Source organism: Haloechinothrix sp. LS1_15, from assembly GCF_033042135.1.
Taxonomy (GTDB): Bacteria; Actinomycetota; Actinomycetes; order Mycobacteriales; family Pseudonocardiaceae; genus Haloechinothrix.
This window is the reverse complement of the sequence record NZ_WBXM01000008.1, coordinates 138690-157771: the sequence shown is the minus strand read 5'-3', so window position 1 is coordinate 157771 and position 19082 is coordinate 138690. Positions and strand designations below refer to the sequence as shown.

General features: G+C 70.0%; 15 protein-coding genes. 9 read left to right on the top strand and 6 right to left on the bottom strand.

Annotated elements, in window-relative coordinates; genetic code table 11:
- Positions 1–55 precede the first annotated feature (55 nt).
- Complete coding sequence (locus tag F8178_RS14050) at positions 56–934, bottom strand: rRNA adenine N-6-methyltransferase family protein (protein ID WP_317495224.1); 879 nt, start codon at positions 932–934, stop codon at positions 56–58.
- A 306-nt stretch (positions 935–1240) separates the two neighbouring features.
- Here F8178_RS14050 and F8178_RS14045 point away from each other — a divergent pair, with 306 nt between their 5' ends.
- From F8178_RS14045 to F8178_RS14035, 3 genes are all read left to right on the top strand, one after another.
- The gene (locus F8178_RS14045) at positions 1241–1981 is read left to right on the top strand and encodes a M50 family metallopeptidase (protein ID WP_396345518.1); all 741 of its coding nucleotides are present in this window, start codon (positions 1241–1243) and stop codon (positions 1979–1981) included.
- A gap of 22 nt (positions 1982–2003) precedes the next feature.
- Complete coding sequence (locus tag F8178_RS14040; protein WP_317495223.1) at positions 2004–3245, top strand: aldehyde dehydrogenase family protein; 1242 nt, start codon at positions 2004–2006, stop codon at positions 3243–3245.
- A gap of 206 nt (positions 3246–3451) precedes the next feature.
- Positions 3452–4897, top strand: a complete 1446-nt coding sequence (locus F8178_RS14035) for an alkaline phosphatase PhoX (protein ID WP_396345516.1) — start codon at positions 3452–3454, stop codon at positions 4895–4897.
- 79 nt (positions 4898–4976) lie between these two features.
- On the opposite strand, the gene F8178_RS14030 is transcribed toward F8178_RS14035, so the two are convergent.
- The 3 genes from F8178_RS14030 to F8178_RS14020 all read right to left on the bottom strand — a co-directional run bounded on the left by F8178_RS14030 (position 4977) and on the right by F8178_RS14020 (position 7836).
- Positions 4977–5990 (bottom strand): adenylate/guanylate cyclase domain-containing protein, encoded by a 1014-nt coding sequence (locus tag F8178_RS14030; RefSeq protein WP_317495221.1) that lies wholly within the window; start codon positions 5988–5990, stop codon positions 4977–4979.
- A gap of 15 nt (positions 5991–6005) precedes the next feature.
- Positions 6006–6455 carry a universal stress protein gene (locus F8178_RS14025; RefSeq protein WP_317495220.1) on the bottom strand — a complete coding sequence of 150 codons (450 nt, stop codon included), beginning with the start codon at positions 6453–6455 and terminating at the stop codon, positions 6006–6008.
- A 142-nt stretch (positions 6456–6597) separates the two neighbouring features.
- A complete protein-coding gene (locus F8178_RS14020) occupies positions 6598–7836 on the bottom strand; it encodes a chromosome segregation protein (protein ID WP_317495219.1) in 1239 nt (412 codons plus the stop codon).
- Between the two features lie 315 nt (positions 7837–8151).
- Here F8178_RS14020 and F8178_RS14015 point away from each other — a divergent pair, with 315 nt between their 5' ends.
- From F8178_RS14015 to F8178_RS13990, 6 genes are all read left to right on the top strand, one after another.
- A complete protein-coding gene (locus F8178_RS14015) occupies positions 8152–8937 on the top strand; it encodes a sugar transferase (protein WP_317495218.1) in 786 nt (261 codons plus the stop codon).
- Positions 8934–10688 carry a WecB/TagA/CpsF family glycosyltransferase gene (locus F8178_RS14010; protein ID WP_317495217.1) on the top strand — a complete coding sequence of 585 codons (1755 nt, stop codon included), beginning with the start codon at positions 8934–8936 and terminating at the stop codon, positions 10686–10688. The genes F8178_RS14015 and F8178_RS14010 overlap by 4 nt, the downstream gene beginning before the upstream one ends.
- Positions 10685–12082, top strand: a complete 1398-nt coding sequence (locus F8178_RS14005) for a Wzz/FepE/Etk N-terminal domain-containing protein (protein ID WP_317495216.1) — start codon at positions 10685–10687, stop codon at positions 12080–12082. The genes F8178_RS14010 and F8178_RS14005 overlap by 4 nt, the downstream gene beginning before the upstream one ends.
- 83 nt (positions 12083–12165) lie before the next feature.
- Complete coding sequence (locus tag F8178_RS14000; protein ID WP_317495215.1) at positions 12166–13479, top strand: O-antigen ligase family protein; 1314 nt, start codon at positions 12166–12168, stop codon at positions 13477–13479.
- 3 nt (positions 13480–13482) lie between these two features.
- A complete protein-coding gene (locus F8178_RS13995) occupies positions 13483–14646 on the top strand; it encodes a glycosyltransferase (RefSeq protein ID WP_317495214.1) in 1164 nt (387 codons plus the stop codon).
- A gap of 23 nt (positions 14647–14669) precedes the next feature.
- On the top strand, positions 14670–16496 hold the full coding sequence (locus tag F8178_RS13990) for a PKD domain-containing protein (RefSeq protein ID WP_317495213.1): 1827 nt from the start codon (positions 14670–14672) through the stop codon (positions 16494–16496).
- Here the strand turns inward: F8178_RS13990 and F8178_RS13985 are convergent.
- Complete coding sequence (locus tag F8178_RS13985; protein ID WP_317495212.1) at positions 16493–17965, bottom strand: oligosaccharide flippase family protein; 1473 nt, start codon at positions 17963–17965, stop codon at positions 16493–16495. The two genes, F8178_RS13990 and F8178_RS13985, sit on opposite strands and share 4 nt — an antisense overlap.
- Entirely contained in the window at positions 17949–19037 is a 1089-nt protein-coding gene (locus tag F8178_RS13980; RefSeq protein WP_317495211.1) for a glycosyltransferase, read from the bottom strand. Before F8178_RS13980 ends, F8178_RS13985 begins: the two co-directional genes overlap by 17 nt.
- Between the last annotated feature and the right edge of the window lie 45 nt (positions 19038–19082).

The window sequence follows — 19082 nt, the reverse complement described above, 5'->3', positions numbered from 1 at the left end:
TCCCGGTAGCGGGAATCGCTCGTCGGCGGCGGTGCGACTCGTCCAGTATCACCTCTCAGGCCCGCGCGTGACGACCGGACACGCCGTGCCATACCCCGTGACGGGCCAGTGCGCGGGGCAGCGGTGGCCAGTGCACCCGGGGATGGTCGGCGAGTTGGGTGGCAAGCCGGGCCCAGGCCGCCGGGGTGGTGCAGGCGGCGGCCGCCGCCGGGTCGATCCCCACCGCGCGCACCACGCGCGGTGGCGGGGTCCGACCCATCGCGGCACGTGTGACCGTTCGCACCGACTCGCCCGGCATGCGATACGCCAGTGCCAGCAGCGTCCGTAACGCTCGGGCGGTGCTGCCGCGCACCGCCGGGTCGCGGCGCGCGACGAGATGCGCGGATCGCACAGCCGGTGGTGGGCGGAACGCCGTGGGCGCCACGGGACGCCGCAGCTCGATGGTGAACCGTGCGTTCCACCACGCGAGTTCGGACGAGCGCGGCACAGCGGCGGTGAGCCGCTTGGCGAAACCCCACTCGACCAGCAGGGAAGCGCATCGCAAGCCGGTGGGCTCTGGCCCGAACAGCATGCGACAGGCAGTGGTGGACAGTCCGTACGGGAGTGAGGCCACGATATGGAACCTGGTGCGCGGCAGTGTCAGGTCCCGGATATCGACATCGTCGACGGTGACCCTGTCGTTGTCGCGGAATCGGGTGCGCAGCCGGGCCAGGAAGGCGGGGTCGCGCTCCACGGCGAGCACCCGCGCGCCGGTGGCGGCCAGCGGGGCGGTCACCGCGCCGGTTCCGGCGCCTAGCTCGACGACGGTATCGGCCTCGCAAGGGGCGCAGGTGTGCACCAGCTCGCGGGCCAGTGCGGGGTCGGCGAGGAAATGCACGCCGGGATTGCTGGTCGCGCGCGTCCGGGTACGCGCGCGGGAACGTGAACGAGACATGGGTGTGGTGCTCCAACGCGAGAGGACGGATCGATTCGGATCGCGTCGCAGCGACCACACCTGCGGCCGGAAGCGGTGGTCGACGCCGCGCGTCGACGCTCACGGCTGGTGGGAAGCGCCGCCTCGGGCGGCGATGGATGCGGGGCGGGCCGCTGCGTTCAGGAACGCAGCGTGCGCGGCCGGATGACCAAGCCCGTGAGGGGCAGGTCCTGGTGCATGAAGTGCATACCTATCACGATAGCGGACCCGACGCGGGTAGACGGACCGGAGTGCGAGCCCCGTCAGCCGATGTGATGACCTTGGAGCGTGCCGACAGAAGCTGAGCAGTGGTGGGAGCGCCTCTTCGGCGTCGCCCCCGAGCCGCACATCGTGATCCCGTTGACGACGCTTGCCGTGGCCGCGATCCTCGTGGTCTCCGGCGGGCTGTGGCGGCTGTTCCGGCAGGTGCTCACGATCGTCCACGAGGCGGGGCACGCGTTGATGGCGTTGCTGGTGGGCAGGCGGCTGCAAGGGATCCGGCTGCATTCGGACACCTCGGGCGTCACGGTTTCCCGAGGTAGACCCACCGGCCCCGGGATGGTGCTGACCACGCTTGCGGGATACCCCGCCCCGGCGATACTCGGTCTGATCTTCAGCGTGCTGGTGGTCGCCGAGTTGATCGTGCTGGTGCTGGCGCTGTCGGCGCTGCTCGTGCTCGGCGTGCTGCTGCTGGTGCGCAACGCGTACGGGATCTTCACGATCGTCGCGGCCGCCGCCGTGCTCGGCGGGGTGGCCTTCTACGGCAGCGCGGTGGTGCAGGCCGTATTCGTGTACCTGATCACATGGTTCCTGCTCCTCGGGTCGGTGCGGCCGGTGCTGGAGATGCAGACCAAGCGGGCGCGGGGAGCCGCCCGCGACTCCGACGCCGATCAGCTCGCGCGCCTGACCAGGGTGCCCGCGCTGCTGTGGGTGCTTGTGCTTGCTGCGGTGGCGCTGGCCTGCCTGGGGGTTGGCGGTTTCCGGATGCTCGATCCCGTGGTGACCGAGATCGGTGCGGCCGCCGGGTGACCGGTACGGCACACTGTGGGCTATGACCGACGAAGTAGCCAAGACCGTCGAGGAATGCGCCGCGGCTGCCAAGCAGGCGGCACCGTCGTTGGCCGCGGTGGCCGACAGCACGATCGACGGCGTGCTGACCGCGATGGCCGAGCGGCTGCTCGCCAACCGCGCCGAGGTCCTCGAGGCGAACCAGGCCGATGTGGCCAAGGCCCGCGAGGAGGGGATGAGCTCCGGCCTGCTCGACCGGCTCACCATCACCGACGAGCGACTGTCCGGCATGGCCGAGCAGCTGCGCCTGCTGTCCGGCACCCCGCACCCGCAACGGTCGGTCCCGGTGGCGACGCTCGACGGTGGCCTGCGGCTGGTGGAGCGCCGCAGGCCGGTCGGTGTGATCGGCGCGAACTATGAGGCCCGGCCGAACGTCACCGTGGACATCGCCTCACAGCTGATCAAGTCCCGCAACGCGGGTGTGCTGCGTACCGGCTCGGCGGCGCTCGGTTCCGCGCAGCGACTGCTCGACAGCGTGATCGCGCCGTCGCTTACCGAGGCGGGCATCGACGGGCGGGCGGTGCAGCTGGTGCCCCGCCCGGAACGCGAGGCAGCGGAGGCGCTGGTCAGCTTCCCCAACCTGGTTCCGCTGGTCATCCTGCGTGGCAGCGGCGAAACCACCCGCGCGCTGGCGCGCACGGCCGCGGCACACGACGTCCGCACCCTCGCGCACGCCGACGGTGGAGCCGTGCTGTACGTGCACCCTGCGGCGAACCCGGAGACGGTGCGTTCACTGGTGCGCAACAGCCTCGACCGTCTCGGCGTGTGCAACCGGCTGAATCTGCTGCTGATCGACGAGCGCGCCTATGCGGACGCGTGGCCGGTCATCTCCTCGGAACTGGCCGAGCTGGGTATCAGCGCCTCGATGGAGCCGCACCACCACCCGATCGGCTACGAGTGGGCGCTGGACTCCGAGCGCGAGGCGACCGTGACGATCGCGCAGGTGAGCGGGCTGGACGAGGCCGTGACCATCGCCAACGAGCAGACCTCCGGTCTGGCGGCGGGCATCGCCACCGAGGACGAGGCCGCTGCGGAGGCGTTCATCGACGGCTACACCGGCACCGGCGTGTTCTGGAACGCCACAACCCGGCTACTGGACGGCTTCAAGCTGCTCGGCGTCCCGGAGACCGGCATCAACCTCGACCGGGTTCCCGGCCCACGCGGCCCGGTGACCTACACCGACCTCTGCATCCGGCAGTACGCCGTGCTGCCCGACCGGGACTAAGCTGCGCGGGTCCGGGTGAGCCGAAGGGCCCCTTCGATACATATCCGGTACCCGAGGAGTCCTTCGGCTCGCACCCGGCTGCGAAACCGAACGGTCGAAGAGGAGGCTCGCGCACGTCACGTTACGTTCACGCTGCGGTGGGTGGCTATTCCTAGCGTGAGTGGCGGCGGGGCGAATCCGCTCCGCCCAGTCCACTCGGCGGGGAGATGAACAACGTGACCTATCAGGATTCGGCGCCGGAACAGCATTCACGCAGGACGCTCCTGAAAAGAGCTGTCGCGGGGGGAACGCTCGCCCTCGGCTTCGGCGCGTTGGACGGCCTGGTGCGGGCTGCGCACGCCACGGACCGAGTGTCCACCACGGTCGGGCTGGGCGACGGTGGTTACGGTGAGCTGCGGCCGGTCATCCGTACCGATCCGGTTACCGGCTACCGGCAGGAGCTGCTGCTGCCGCACGGTTTCGATTTTGCGCTGTTCGGGCTGGCGGGAACCACGATGGACGACGGGCATGTCACCCCGCTGGGTCATGACGGCATGGCAGCGTACCGTGGACCGCACGGCAGCTACCGGCTCGTTCGCAACCATGAAGAACGCACCGGATCGGGCCAGGTGAGCCCGTCGGGCGATGCTGCCGATCGGTACGACGGATCGGGCGGTGGCGGAACCAGCACACTGCAGGTGTCCGTCCGCTCCGGGCAGGTCGAGGTCGAGCGGGTCTGGACCTCCCTTGCAGGCACGATCGTCAACTGCGCGGGTGGGCCCACGCCGTGGGGAAGCTGGTTGAGCTGCGAGGAAACGACCGCGGGCACGCGGCATGCGGGCTGGGAACGTGATCACGGGTACGTGTTCGAGGTCGACTCCCGAGCCGACCGTCCCGTGGAGCCGAAGCCGCTTCCGGCGCTCGGCCGGTTCGTGCACGAGGCAGTCGCGGTGGATCACCGCACCGGCATCGTGTACCTCACCGAGGATCGCGGTACCGCCGGCTTCTACCGGTTCGTCCCGGCCCGCCGCGGCGACCTGACCTTAGGGAAGCTGCAGATGTTGGCCGTGGCCGACGCGGCTGGATACGACACGCGGACCGGGCAATCGCAGGGCGCGGAACTGCCGATCGAGTGGGTGGACATCGATGACCCGGACCCACGGGATGCCGAGACGGATCCACTGGCGGTGTACCGGCAAGGGCACGCGCGCGGCGGGGCGACCTTCGCGCGGTTGGAAGGCTGCTGGTGGGGCGGGCAGGCCGTGTACCTGGTCTCCACCAACGGCGGAGACGTCGGGGAGGGGCAGATCTGGGAATACCGGCCACACCCCGGAGGCCGGGACGGCGGGACGCTGAGCCTGGTATACGAATCATTCGACCGGGCCGTGATGTCGTTCCCCGACAACATCACCGTCTCGCCGCGAGGCACCCTGCTGGTGTGCGAGGACACCTCCCGATCGGACCCGCAGCTGATCGGCGTGACCGGTGAGGGGAGTACGTTCCCGTTCTGCGTGGATCCCACCGACGACGAGTGGTGCGGCGCGACGTTCAGCCACGACGGCAGGGTGCTGTTCGCCAACCTGCAAGGCTCGACCAGCGGTAGCCCGCTCGCTCCGGAAACCCCAGGCCGCACGGTCGCCATCTGGGGCCCATGGCAGCGGGGCGCGCTCTGAACGATCGCCGGTGGGTGCGAGCCGAAGGACTCCTTGGGTACCGGATATGTATCGAAGGGGCCCTTCGGCTCGCACCTCCTCAGCGAGCGCGCTCGAGGGTGATCAGCTTCAGCCTGTTGTAGCCGCGTACCGAGACCGTCTTGCGGGTGCGGAGCTTGTAGTCGGGAAGGTGCGACAGCGCCTCGGCGAAGGCACTGTCGGCCAGGACGCTGCCCGGCCGGGCCACCGAGGTCAGACGTGCGGCGAGGTTGACAACCGCCCCGTAGACGTCACCGAACCGGCCGAGTACCCGGCCGTACGCCAGGCCGGTGCGCAGCTCCGGAATCGCGGGTTCCTGTTCGGTGAGCTCGCCCAATCGCAGCGCGATCTCCGCGCCGTCGGCAGGGTTGTCGGCGACGAACAGCACCTCGTCGCCGATCATCTTTACCACGCGCCCGCCGTGCTGGGCGATCACGTCGCTGGCCAGGCTCTCGAAGCGATCCAGCACTTCGCTGAGCTCGTACTCGTCGACGCGGCGGGACAGCCGGGTGTAGCCGACCATGTCGACGAACCCGACGACCTCCCTGCTGGACCGCACGCTGTCCTCTTCCGAGGCCAGCGCCCTGCCTGTGTAGGCGGCCAGGTGCCGCCGCCAGACGTGGATCTGAAGCTGCTCCAGCACCGGTAGGATGCCCTCGATGGTCTCGGCGACGGTTTCCTCGTCGGCGAATAGTTCCGGCCGCTCGTTGAACCAGGTCCAGAACAGCGCGACCTGCCATTCCGCCAGCCGCGAGAGGTGGTGGCCCAGCGCGCGGGTCACCGAGGATTGGGCTTCGCGGCTGATCACGCCGATCTCGGTGAGCCCTTCGCCGAGGCGCAGCGCCTCGATGTCGCCATCGGTGAAGACGACCTCGTCGTCACCCGCTGTGGCGAAGCCGAGCGCGTTCCAGAGCTTGCGCGACTGGTCCTGTGACACACCGGCCGCCTCGGCCACCTGGAGGCGCGTGTACTTCCGCTCGCCACCGAGCAGCACCCGCTCGACACGTCGCCGGATCGATTCCTGACCGGGGTCCGAGGTGGGCGCGGTGCGATCGGCAGGGGACTCGCCGTGCATCGTGTCCGGATCCGGTTACGTCGTGTGCGCGATGAGCACGTCGACGCTGGACTTGCGTGCCACCTCCGAGGGAACGGATCCGAGGATGCGGCCCGCGAGCGTGTTCAACCCGCGGTTACCGACGACGAGTAGGTCCGCCGAATGCTGCTGGACGACGTCGAGGAGCGACTTCACCGGTTCGCCGCGGACCGGCACGGTTTCGATACGGGTCGCGCCCTGCTGCACCGCACGATCCCGCGCGGTCTGCAGCGTGTCCTCCGCCGGGGCGGAACCGACGACCTGATACGCCTCGTCACCCAGCACATCCTGGGCGCGCTCGACGTCGTCCTTGCTGGTGGGGTAGTAGGCACAAGCGATGACGAGCAGCGCGTTCGTGGCACTCGCCACCGCAGCAGCACGGTCGACGGCCCCGAACGACGACTTCGAGCCATCGGTTCCGACCACGACGGTCTGATATGCGACCATGGCAGCTCCTCACTCCGTGTCGGCGACGTTTCGTCCGGTCGGCTGACCGCGCTGATCACCTTAGCCGGTCGGCAACCGGTTGTGCAGGGTAACGACGAGCCTCCGTCGCCGGTTGTCGTGAGTCTTGTAACCCCGGTGCGTACTACTCGGGACGTTCGCTGTCGCCCACGGAGCGTTCGCCGTGCTCGGCAGCGTCACCTTGGTCGGACCCTCGCTGGTCGTGGCCTTGCTCATCCGGGTACTCGCGGTGCGCGTCGCCGGGTACCGGGGCCTGCAGGGTGGGGGCGTCGGCGTCCACGTCGTGCTCACCGTCACCTCCGCCGGAGCCCTCCTCGCCTGCGGAGGTGTCCCCGGCCGCGTGCTGGCCGTTGCGGTTGCCGGTCACGCTCACGGATTCGGCCAGCAGGGTGTCGGCCTCGGAGATGGCCGAGCGCGCCGAGCGCACCTGCTCGGCGATTCGGTTGCGCAGCTGCCGCAGCGACTCCACCCGCTCGGCTGCGCGGTTGATCCGCTGGTTGGCGAGTTCGGTGGCCTCGGTGATCCGGCGCTCGGCCTCGGAAGCCGCGTTGTTCAGCAACGCCTCGGCCTCGGTCCTGGCATCCTGCTTGCGGCGGTTGGCCTCCTCGACCGACTCCTGGTAGCGGCGTTGCGTATCGGCCTTGCACTCCTCTTTCTCCCTGGCGATCTGCTGGCGAATCGCCTCGGCCTCGGCTTTGGCCTCCCGCACCCGCCGCTCGGCTTCCTCCTTGCTGGCGGCCTCCTGCTCGGCCAGCTCCCGCATGGCCTCGGCGCGTCGGGTGGCCATGGCGACCTCGAAGTCCTCCTCGACCTTCGCGCGCCGCTCCTCGGCCTCCAGATCGAGCTGCAGTCGCTCTTCCTTGGCTTGGTTGATGATGGAGTCGGCCTCCTCGCGGGCGCGCTCCATCAGCTCCCGGTGCTCGGTCTCCAGCTCCTGGCGGCGCGCGTCCAGCTCGGCGAGCAACTCGTCGTAGCGGGTCCGCATGGCACTGGCATCGGCTTCGGCCTTCGCCCGGATGTGCCCTGCCTCGGCCTCGGCGCGTGCCTTGGTCTCCGAAGCCTCGTCCTGGGCGAGCCGGAGCATGCGTTGCAGCCGCTCCGATAGGCCTTCCATGGTGGTCGGCGGCACCGAGAGGCGCTCGACCTGGCCACGCAGGTCCTCGATCTCGCTGCGCGCCTCCTCGAGCTGTTGCGCCAGATCACTCGCTTGAGCGACGGCGGCGTCGCGGTCGGAGGTGAGCATCTTGAGGTCGGCGTCGAGGCGTTCCAGGTGTTCGTCCACCTGGCCGCGGTCGTAGCCGCGCTTCACGACGTCGAAGCCGGCTCCCAGCGGGACAAGCTCTCGTTCCTCGCCAAGACTCATGGGGATACGTTACCTCGCTGTGCCAGGGTCTGGTGGTTCGGACTCCCCACCGGTGGCTGCCCGGTGGCTCGCACCGTATCGCTCCGCCGTCGTGTCATCGTCGGCGGAGCGGTTCCCGGGAACACGCGCGACTCGGCAATGAAAACGATTATGCAAGAAAATTCGTAAAATCATTTCATAAAATACTTTCATGAAATTATTCTTCGATAGTCCGTAACTTCTGTTACGCGTCTGCCGTTGAAGGGGGCTGAGGGGAGGCGGCCTCACGAGGGCCCGGAGATCAGCTACGAGGGGTGTACGGCGCGAGGAGCGAGTGTGAGCGAGCCGTTACGGCAGGCCGTACCTGAAGCGATTCCGGCGACGGGGCGGCGGTGGTACGCCCCCGGGACGGGGCGGGTTTCCGCGACCCGGGCACAGCAGCTGGTCAAGACTGCCATGGACGTGATGGCAGGCACCGTGCTCGCGGTGCTGGCCACGCCGGTCATCATCGTGCTCGCCGCGGTGCTCGGTGTGCGATTGCGACAGTGGCCGTTTTTCATGCACCACAGGATCGGGCACCGGGGCCGGATGATGACGTTTCCCAAGCTGCGCACCTTGCCGCGACGCACGGCACCGTACGCGCTCAAGAACGGCGGTACCGTTGTTCCCGTCGACCGGTTGTGCGCCTTTCTCCGCCGCCGCCACCTCGACGAGTTGCCGCAGTTGTGGCTCGTCCCGCTGCTGCGAATGAGTCTCGTCGGGCCACGACCGAAGATGCCGGACCGGTGGGAACCCGCCCATCCCGGCTACCGCGACGCCCGATGCCTGGTGCGCCAAGGCTGCACCGGCCTGTGGCAGATCGGCAACGAGCGCCACCGCCTCGTCCACGAACGACCCGACTACGACTTCTGCTACCTGCAATTCGGCTCCATCCGGATGGATCTGTGGATCCTGTGGCGCACGCTGCTGATGATGTTCGGCGGCCGCACGATCGCGCTGGAGGAGGTTCCCACATGGACTCTCGGGCGGGGCTGGGTCAGCGAGGATCAGGTGCGCGTCGTCGGCGCGACACCGTTCCTCGTGCGGCGCGGCAGGCTCGCGGTGGAAAGGAACGGCCGATGACCACGCGCGAGGAGACGACCGAGGTCCTCGCCGGGCGCGTCGACGTGCTGGGTGTCGGGATCAGCGTCACCACGATCCCGCACACGCTGGACACGATGGATCGCTGGATCGAGAGTCGCGAACAGCACTACGTGTGCGTGACCGGGGTCCACGGCGTGATGGAGTCGCAACGGGACCCCGAACTGAAGCGGGTGCACAACCGGTCGGGCCTGACAGTGCCCGACGGAGTGCCGCTGCTGTGGGCCGGACGGTACGCCGGAGCGGCGGCCATGTCGCGCGTGCGCGGCCCGGACCTGCTGCCAGCCGTCGCCGAGCGCGCCGCGCACCGCGGCTGGCGGGTCTTCCTCTACGGCGGAGCCGAGGGAACGCCGGAACTGTTGGCCGCCAACCTCCGCGCCCGCTGCCCCGGGCTGCGGATCGCGGGAACCTACTCGCCGCCGTTCCGCGCGCTGACCCCGGAGGAGGAACACGACGTGGCCGCGCGGATCAACGCCTCGGAAGCCGACATCGTCATGGTGGGACTGTCCACCCCCAAACAGGAACGCTGGATGGCTTGGGCCACCGGGCGAATCGGGGCGCCGGTGATGTTCGGGTTCGGCGCCGCATTCGACATCCACGCGGGCATCGGGGTCGAGGCACCCCGGTGGGTGCGACCCACCGGGTTCGAGTGGCTCTACCGCATGGCCAGGGACCCGCGCAGGCTCGGGCGGCGTTACCTGCGGAACAACCCGCGGTTCGTGGCCTCGATCCTGCGACGCCCGCCGCGCCTGCGGGCATCGCGGCGGCGCCGAACCAAACGCCTGGCCGTAGCATTGGTCGGCGCGCTGGAGCGGGCACGGGTTCACGCGCTGCCGGTGCACTTCTACTCGCCTGTTCCGGAACGGAACTGGCTCCGGCGCAACGAGGAGCTGTGGCGCAGGCCCGTCGCGCCGCACGGCACTCGCTGGGATCTCGACGATCAGCTCGGCTGGCTGGAGAAAGTGTGTGCGGGGCACCGCGACGAGGTGCGCGGCTTCCCTTTCTTTCCCGAGCTCCGGCGGCGCGGGATCGACTTTCGCTACGGGCCGATCGAGGCGCAGGTGCTGCACTGCGCCGTACGTACGCTCGCGCCTCGCCGCATCGTGGAGATCGGCAGTGGGGCGTCGACCGCACTGATGTCGGACGCAGTCGACCGCAATCTCGCCGACGGCAAACCCGTAGGCAGGATCACCACCATCGACCCGTACCTGTCCCAGGCCGTGCGGCGGTTGCCTCACGTGGACGCGGTCGCCACGCCCGCCCAGCGGATCGCGGCCGCCACGATCGGCCAGCTCACCAGCGGGGACCTGCTGTTCATCGACTCCACCCACGTGGTGAAGACAGGTTCGGAACTGCATCGGATCTACCTCGAGCTGCTGCCCGCGTTGGCCCCAGGGGTGTACGTGCACGTGCACGACATCTACCTGCCGTACCTGTACTCACCCTGGATACTCGACGATCTCTGGGACTGGCAGGAAACCGCGCTGTTGGCCGCGCTGCTGACCGGCAACCCCCGGTTCGAGGTACTGGCCTGCCAGTCCGCGCTGCACCACGGCAGGCAGTCCGAACTGCGGCGGGTGCTGCCCGACTACCGTCCACGCGACATGGATCGAGGGCTGGACGAAGGCAATCCCCGCGATCACTTCCCTTCCAGCATCTGGCTGCGCACCCGCCCCGCTGACGCTGCCAGCACCGCCAGCGAGGTGGAGCACCGGCCGGGGGAACGGGTATGACGCTGGACGAGTTCCTGCGGATGCTGCGACGCCGGTGGCGCATACTGCTGGCGGTGGTGCTCGGCTGCGCGCTCGCCGGGCTGGTCGCTGGCCTGGCCACCAGCTCCCAACACACCGCTACGGCGCAGCTCGTCGTCGCACCAAGCGGGGAAACCCCGATGGCCAACGCCTCGCTGGCGCCGTCGTTGCTGTCGTCCAGCGGCATGCAGACCTACGCGGAGCTGGCTGGATCGGAACGCGTCGCGGCCGCCGTGATCGCCGAACTCGACCTCGACGAACCGGCCGACGAGCTCGCTGAACGGATCGTCGCGCGAGTGCCGACCGACACCTACGTCATCGACCTCACCGTCACCGCGGTCGACGCCGAGACGGCAGCGCTCCTCGGCAACACGGCTGCTGCCCAGGCATCGGCGCTGATCGACTCGCTGTTCGGGGAACGCGGCTCCGGGCTGTCGGCCACCGTGGCCGCCGAGGCCGACCCGGCCACCGCCACGGTGCCGAGCTGGTGGCGACACCTTCCGGTCGGTGCGGTAGTCGGCCTGCTCGGCGGGCTCGGCCTGGCCGTCATCCGCGAGATCCTCGACCAGCGCGTGCGCGATAGCGCCGACGTCCACAGGACCTTCGGCGTCGAGCCATTGGCACGGGTCACCGTGAGCGCGACGCCCGGCCGTACAGCACCGCTGCCCGCGGATTCCGCGGACGGTGCCGTGTCCGAACCGATACGCAGGCTGCATGCCGCGTTGCGCAGCGGTGGCAGGACCCCGCGATCGGTACTGATCACCGGCGTGTCCGGGCAGGAGGCCAGTAGCACGATCGCGGTGTCGCTGGCGCAGCTGGCCGCCACCGCGGGCGAGAAGGTGCTGTTGGTGGAGGGCGACCTGCGGGCACCGCGACTGGCAGGCAGGCTGGGCTGTCCCCAACAGCCGGGGCTGGCGGACTACCTGCGCGGCACCACCGGGATCGAGAGCGTCGTCATCGACGCCTCGCCACAGGTGACCACGCCGAACGGGAGGTGCCCCTCCCCGGTGTACCGGCGGGGAACAACCAGGCTCGGCGTGGTCACCGCGGGATCGAACGACGGGACGCCCGTCGACCTGCTCGGCTCGGGTGCCTTCGCCGGGTTCCTCGACGAGGTCGCGGCGGTCTACGACACGGTGATCGTGGACGGTCCTGCCGTGCTGCCGAGCTCCGACTCCGTGGTGCTCGCCGGTCGGGCTGAGGCTACGGTGCTCGTCGTCGAGGCGGGGCGCACCCGGCGCGACGAGGTCGACCAGGCGCTCGCGCAGCTGGCCGCGGTGGGCGCCGGTACCGCGGGTGTGGTGCTGGCCGAACTGCCCGCGCGTACGGCACGGGGACAGGCACGGGCGATGGTTCGCGGCAACGGGGGCGGTTGATGGAGCCGGAACACCGGCCGGTGCCCGCGACGGGCCCCCTGCAGGCGGGCGGTCCGGTTGGGACAACGTTCCGGCGGTCAGCGGTGCACGACGGGCTGCAACGTTACGGGCCGTTCGCGCTGGCGCTGTACCTGCTGGCCACCGCCCGATGGGGAAGCTACTTGCCAACCGGTAACCCGCCGTTCGTGGTGGACATCGTGCTCGCGGTGCTCATCGCCGACCGGTTGCTCGCGGTGGCCGCGCACCGCAAGCGGCACAATCCGGTAGAGACCTGGCTGGCGCTGGCCACCGTGGCGCTGCTGGTGCTGACCGCGGCGTGGCTCCCGCTCGGCGACTGGAGCGTGGACGCGCTGCGGGACGCCGCGCCGTACGTCTACGCCGTGGTGACGCTGCTCGTGCTCGCGCCGAGACTCGGTGGCTCGGGCGGGCGTTCGCGGATCGAGTCGGTCCTGATGGCGGTGCTGGTCTTCCACGCCGCATGGGTGGCGGTGTACGTGCTCCTGCCCGGAGTTGTCGAGGCGATCCCCCCGGTCGGCGACGGTGTGCAGCTGCTGCTCGCACGGCGCGACATGGACGGCATGATCTGCGGCCTGCTCGCCGGGCTGGCGCTGCACAAGGCGTTCAGTGGTCGGGCGGTGGTGACGAACCTGGCGCTGGCAGGCGTCGGGCTGGCGCTCATGCTCGCCCTCGGTTCGCGCGGTGCGCTGCTCGGGGTGACCGCGGCGCTCATCGCCGTGGCACTGCTGCGGCGACGCGAAGGGCAGTCCCGTGCCCGTGCGCGCCAGTGGGCGCTCGCGCTGGTTCTGCTGCTCCTTCCCGGCGCGTTCGCGCTTGGTATGCAGGCCGACGGGGGGCAACGCATGGTGGCCAGCCTGACCAATCTGTGGCAGCCCACCGAGGAAGTCGACGGTGCACTGGGCACGGCCACGGCGCGTTACCAGTCCTGGCAGCGGTTGGTGGACTACCTCCAGGAGGACGGCAGCCGCAACGTGTTCGGGGTCGGGTTCGGGCCCCACTTCCTGGTCGACTCCAGGGCCGACGTCGAGATGTTCGGCGGTGACATCGAATCCGTCCGCTCCCCGCACAACTACCTGCTGAGCGCCTGGGCGCGGCTCGGCCTGCTCGGCATGGCCACGGTCGCCGCGCTGACGCTGGCTGGCTGGCGGCTGGCCTACCTGGTGGGGTGGCGATCACCGGGCCGGGTGAGCGATCTCGACGTGGTCGCGATCATGCTCGCGGTCGGCATGCCGTGGGTCGGCATCGTCGGGGTCGTGATGGAAGCCCCGTTCGGGGCGGTGCCCTACTTCTGGGCGCTGGGGCATCTCAGCGCGGTGGCCTGCGCGCGCGGTATCGCCGCGCCGCTGACGCTGCGTGGCCGACCCGCAGGAAGCGGGTGAGGCATGCGGGTGCTGCAGATCCACAACGAGTACGCGCTGCCGGGCGGGGAGGACGCCGCGGTGGCGGCGGAGGCGGAACTGCTGGCCGGAGCCGGACATCGCGTGCTGCGGATGCGGGTGCGTAACCGGGCGAGCGGCCCGGTCGCCGCACTCGCGCTGGCAGGCGCGCCGTGGAACCCGGTGCGCTACCGGGACGCCAGGCGGGCGATACGGACCTTCCGGCCCGATGTGGCGCACCTGCACAACACCTGGTTCAGCCTGTCGCCCTCCGTTGTGGACGCGCTGCGCGCTGAGGGAGTTCCGGTGGTGATGACGCTGCACAACTACCGGCTGCTGTGCGCCAACGGGCTGCTGTTCCGCGACGGCGAGGCGTGTACCGACTGCCTAGGCAGCCATCCCTGGCACGCGGTTCGGCACGGGTGTTACCGGGGCTCCGCCGCGCAGTCGGCCGTGGCCGCGACCACGATCGCGCTCGGTCGTGCGCGGTCCACGTGGGACTCGGTGGACCGGTTCCTCGTACCGTCGCGGTTCGTCAAGGACACCTACGTCCGGGCGGGGTTCGTGCCGGACCGCATCAGCGTCAAGCCCAATGTGGTCACCGATCCCGGACCCCGGCAGGCTCGCCCCTCGGCCTCGCGGTCGGTGCTGTGCGTGAGCAGGCTCTCCGAGGAGAAGGGCGTCGCGGGCCTGCTCGAGGCCTGGCGCGCGGCAGGTGAGTCGCTGGGTGGGCTGCGGCTACGTGTCATCGGCGATGGCCCGCAACGGGCCGTCCTGCGGCGCGCCGCACCGGAAGGCGTCGACATCACCGGCTGGGTCGACAAGGCCGAGCTGTACCGGACGCTGCGCACGGCGCGCGCTGTCGTGGTGCCCAGCGAGTGCTACGAGACCTTCGGGCTGGCGGCTGTCGAGGCGATGGCCGCGGGCCTTCCGGTGCTCGGCGCCGACATCGCCGGACCTGCCGAGGTGGTGGGGGCGCTCGGCAGTCGGTGGCTGGTTCCCCCTGCTGACCCGGCGGCGTTGGCCGCCGCGTTGCCCGTGCTGGCCGACGACAGCGCGGTGGATTCGGCCGGGGCCCGTGCCAGGGAACACTTCGAGCGTGGTTACGCGCCAGGCGAGGTGCTTCGTCTGCTGCTCGCGGCCTATCGGGACGTGGTCTCCGGCACGTGACCGGAGTGATTCGGAGAAGGGAAGTGAGGACGTTCAACGGTAACGCGACTCGCCGGTACGTGGCCGTGCTGGCGGCGGCAGCCCTCGCCGCAGGGCTACTCGGTGGCAACGGCACCGCATGGGCCGATGGCGGCGACGGTGAACCGGTAGGCGACTGTATCGCCCCCAGTGGTGACACCAGTGGCACCGTGGACCGGGCGAATATCCACAGCGTCGAGGACGCCACCATACGCCTGTGCCCCGGGGTCTTCTACATCAACGACAGCATTCACCTCACCGAGTCCGGCACCACTCTGGTCGGTGCGGGTCGCGACGAGACCGTCATCCGGGCGACCCCGCTCGGCAGCCTGTTCGGTGCGATCTGCGGGCTGGAAGGCGAGCCGATGATCGACATCAACGATCGCCCCAATGGGTTGGACGCCTGCGAGACCGGACCGGTCGACGATGTCACGGTCGCCGACCTCTCGCTGCAGGCCCCCGGCGCCGAGTGGGTGCAGTTCGGCATCCGGTCGTGGAACAACGGCTGGGAATCGGACCGGTGCACGCCGGGGGAGCGCCCCACGATCCACGTGCACGACACCGAGATCCGAGGCTTGACCCGGGAATGGTCGCACGGCATCAGGATGGGCAACATCTGCGACGTGCTCATCGAACGCAACCGCGTCCGCGATATCGACCCGGACCGCAGCGGTGAGGGAATCGGGATCACCACCTTTGACGCGGCAGGCGGCACCGGGCGTTCGGAGCAGGTCCGGATCCACGACAACCAGGTGACCGGCGTCGGCGGCAGGGGCATCGTGTGCGCCAACGGTACCGGCCCGCTGGACGCGGGTGGCCAGGCGCGGCAGCTGAGCATCCGCGGCAACACGGTGACCGGTGTGGACGAGGACCAGAGCCTGGCGGTCGAGTTGTTCAACCAGTGTCACGACGCGGTGATCGAGGACAATCGGCTGGACAACGGCATCAGCGTGGTGCTGTCGGACAGCGTCGGCATACGGCGTAACCAGGTGGTCGACAGCTCACCCGAGGCGGACGGGTTCATCGGCATTGAGGCGGGTAACGGGCGCAACCTCGTGCTGGCCGACAACGTGGTGGACTCCGGGGTGCACTACGGCGGCGCGGTACTCGCCTGGAACGGCCACCGGACCAGCCACGTCACTGCGGTACGCAACGACTTCCGCGACGCGGCCGAAACCGGCCTGTGGCTGATGGCAGACAACGACGGGCAGAGCAGCATCGAGTACGTCTACGCCAGGGGAGGGAAGTGTCGGCCTCCGGGCAGCGAGGACACCGTTCACTGTGGTGTGTCCGGTACCGAGGGAACCGGAACGCGGGGAGACGGTCACGGGGTGTTGCTGTGGCACGACACCCGCTACGTCACGCTCGAGGACCTGGCGGTGACCGGCAACGCCGGCTCTGGGGTCAGCGGGGCTGGGCTGCAGGCCGACTACCTCGCGGTGCTGGGCAACTCCTTCACGGACAACCGGGAGACGGCCTCGTGGTCGGTCGGGGACTGGCCTGCCAACGTCCGGTGGAGCGACAACGACTGCGAGGGCGGCTGCCCGGACCCGACCTCAGGGGAGTGGGCCACCGACAGCTGGAACCCGCCCGAGGTGTCGATCACCATGCCCACCACCGCGGCGGTGGGTGAGCCGGTGGGCTACCGGACCGGTAGCTCCGGTGACGGCGCCGCCGTCGTCGATGAGCAGTGGGATCTGGGTATCGGCCTGCCGCGCGAGGAGGCAGGCACCGTGACCTACGACGAGTCAGGCACCTACCGGGTCTCGCTGACCACCTGGAACGCCGAGGGCCAGGCGGGAACCGCTGAGCACGTCATCACGGTGAGCTAGGTGCGCCCGCGCCGGGTGTGAGCCGAAGGACTCCTTCGGTACATATTCGGTATCCGAGGAGTCCTTCGGCTCGCCCTGCGGGTGAGCTCGACGAGGCCGAGCGTCAGCGCGGTGATCGAGGCGAGCAGCAGGGCATTGCCGGAGGCGACGGTGAGGTGGGCGAGCAGCACCACGGCGCCGAGCAGCAGCCCGATGGCCAGTTCCCGGTGCAGCCGGGCTCCCCACCCGGTGGTGAGCGGGCCCCTGGCGAGGCAGGCGAACGCCAGGCACTGCACCGCCATCGAGGCGACCAGTCCCACCGCCGTGCCGAGACCGCCGAAGGTCAGCGTGGCGGCGGGGACGGTCAGCGTGGCCACCAGCGAGCCGGTGGCCACCCCCCACAGCAGGTGCCTGCGACGGCCCGCGGCCATCAGTACCTGTCCAGCCAGGCTGGAAAAGCACAGCGCGGGGAACAGCAGCGCCAGGATGCGCAGGATCGTGACACTGTCGGCGTAGTTCGCGTCGTAGAGCAGATCGATGATCACCGGCGCGGTCGCCGCGGTCAGCAGCGCGGCGGCGAGCGAGCCGCGCAGCGTGAGCGCGAGTGCCGTGCCGCTGAACTCGCCGAGCGCGCGCTCGCTGTCGGCGTGTCTGCGCACCATTTCCGGATACAGCGCGTTGGTGATCACCAGGGCGGCCACGGCGGCGACCATCATCAACCGTGCCGCTGCGGCGTAGATGCCGACCTCGTAGCTGCTGCGCAGCAACCCGAGCACGACCGTGTCCATCATCTGCGAGTAGTGGATCAGCGCGAGGCTGCCCAGGATCGGCAGGCCAGCCACCAGGGTGGTGCGGATACCGGCCATGCTGGGTAGCTCGGCGCGCAGCTCGGCCCTACGCAGCAGGATGGCCAGTGCGAGCCCGGCGCCCACGAGCTGGCCGAACCACATGGTCATGATCACCCAGACCGGCTGGTGGGTCAGTAACACCAGCGCGACCGCGGCGAACGCGGCCACGGCCTGGGTGACCACTTTGACCAGTGCGGCCGCGCGCATCCACTCCAGCGCCTGTAACGCGTAGACGGTACTGAGTGCCTGCGCCAGTGCCACGGGGGCCGCGGCGAGGATGAGGAGCTCGGTCCCCTCCGGCAGCGGGGCCAGCAGCGCGATGGCGCCCAGAACGACCATGGCCACCAGCGCCAACGCCACCTGGGCGACCAGGGTCTGCGCCACGATGCGGGAGAGCTCGTGCGGCCTGCGTACGATCTCCCGTTGCGACCACAGGGTGATCCCGCCGTCCCCCAGCGCGGTGAGGTAGAGCACGATCACTTGGGCCAGCGCGAGCTGCCCGAAGGTGTCCGGGCCGAGGACCCTCGCCACCACCACCAGCGCGACGAACGACAGTCCCCGGCCCACGACCTCCGCGGAGCCGAGCGAGGCCAGGTACCCGCTCAGCCTGCGTGCGGTGCTGCGCTCAGGCTGCGCGGACACCGACCACGTCCGCGATCTGGTCCAGGTAGTCGGGGACGATCGTGTGCCACGACAGGTGCTCGGCCACGAAGTCCCTGCCCCGTTGCGCCAGCTCGGGACCGCGCTCGACCAGCTCGCCGAACCCGGCGCCGAGTGCCGCGGTGTCCAGCTCGGTAACCAGCGCTGCCCGTTCGGCTGCCAGCGCGGGCGCGAGGTTGATCCGGTCGGAAACCAGGCACGGCACGCCGAGAGCGAGGGTTTCGGCAACCGCGATCGGGATGCAGTCCCACCGTGAGGGGTGGACGAATCCCGCGCTGCCGAGCACGAAGTCGCGCTTGCGCTCGCCCCACACCGGACCGTCCACGGTCACCCACCGGTCGAGCTCCAGCGCCTCGACCAGCGCCCTGGTGTGCGCCAAGCCACCCTCGTAGTCCACCCCGTGCATCCGCAGTGCGGGCCGCCGCTCGGCGGGTAGTTCGGCAAGGGCATAGAGCAGCATGTCGATACCCTTGTTGCGTACGGCGTAGCGCCCGTACCAGGCGAGGTACCGCCCACCCGGTCGCCACCGCCGTTCGGGTAGCTCGAATCCCGGTGGGGCGACGATGCAGCGCGTCGAGGGCTCGATGCGGCGGACGTGCTCGGCCTCGGCGGGAAACCACACGTGGGCCGCTGCCGCGCCGCGCAGCACCGTGGCCTCCACAGCGCGGCGCAGTCTGCGCGGCTGCTTGAGGAATCCCATCCAGGTTGGCTCGAACACCCCGTGCGGTACCACGATGTACGGCACACCGGCTTGCCGCGCCGCGCGCGCGGCGACCAGGTTGGCCGTGAACCAGGCCTCGTGCAGTACCAGTACGTCGACATCGTGCAGTGCTTCCGCGAGGCCGACCGGAACCTGGGTGGGGCGGCCGCGCCCGGCGTGGCGGATGCGTCGGAGCTCGGCCGAGCCGTACCGGGTCGGATCGGGCGGCTCGCCGTGATAGCAGATCACCACCTCCTCTCCTACGGCGAGCACGGCCTCGGTCCACTGGGCGATCGCCGCCACGACCCCTGAATGCTCCCCTGCGGCACCGGGATAGTAGTGCGCGAACTTCATCGATGCTCCTGCCCTCGAACGGTGGTCGGACGGTGCCGGTACGCG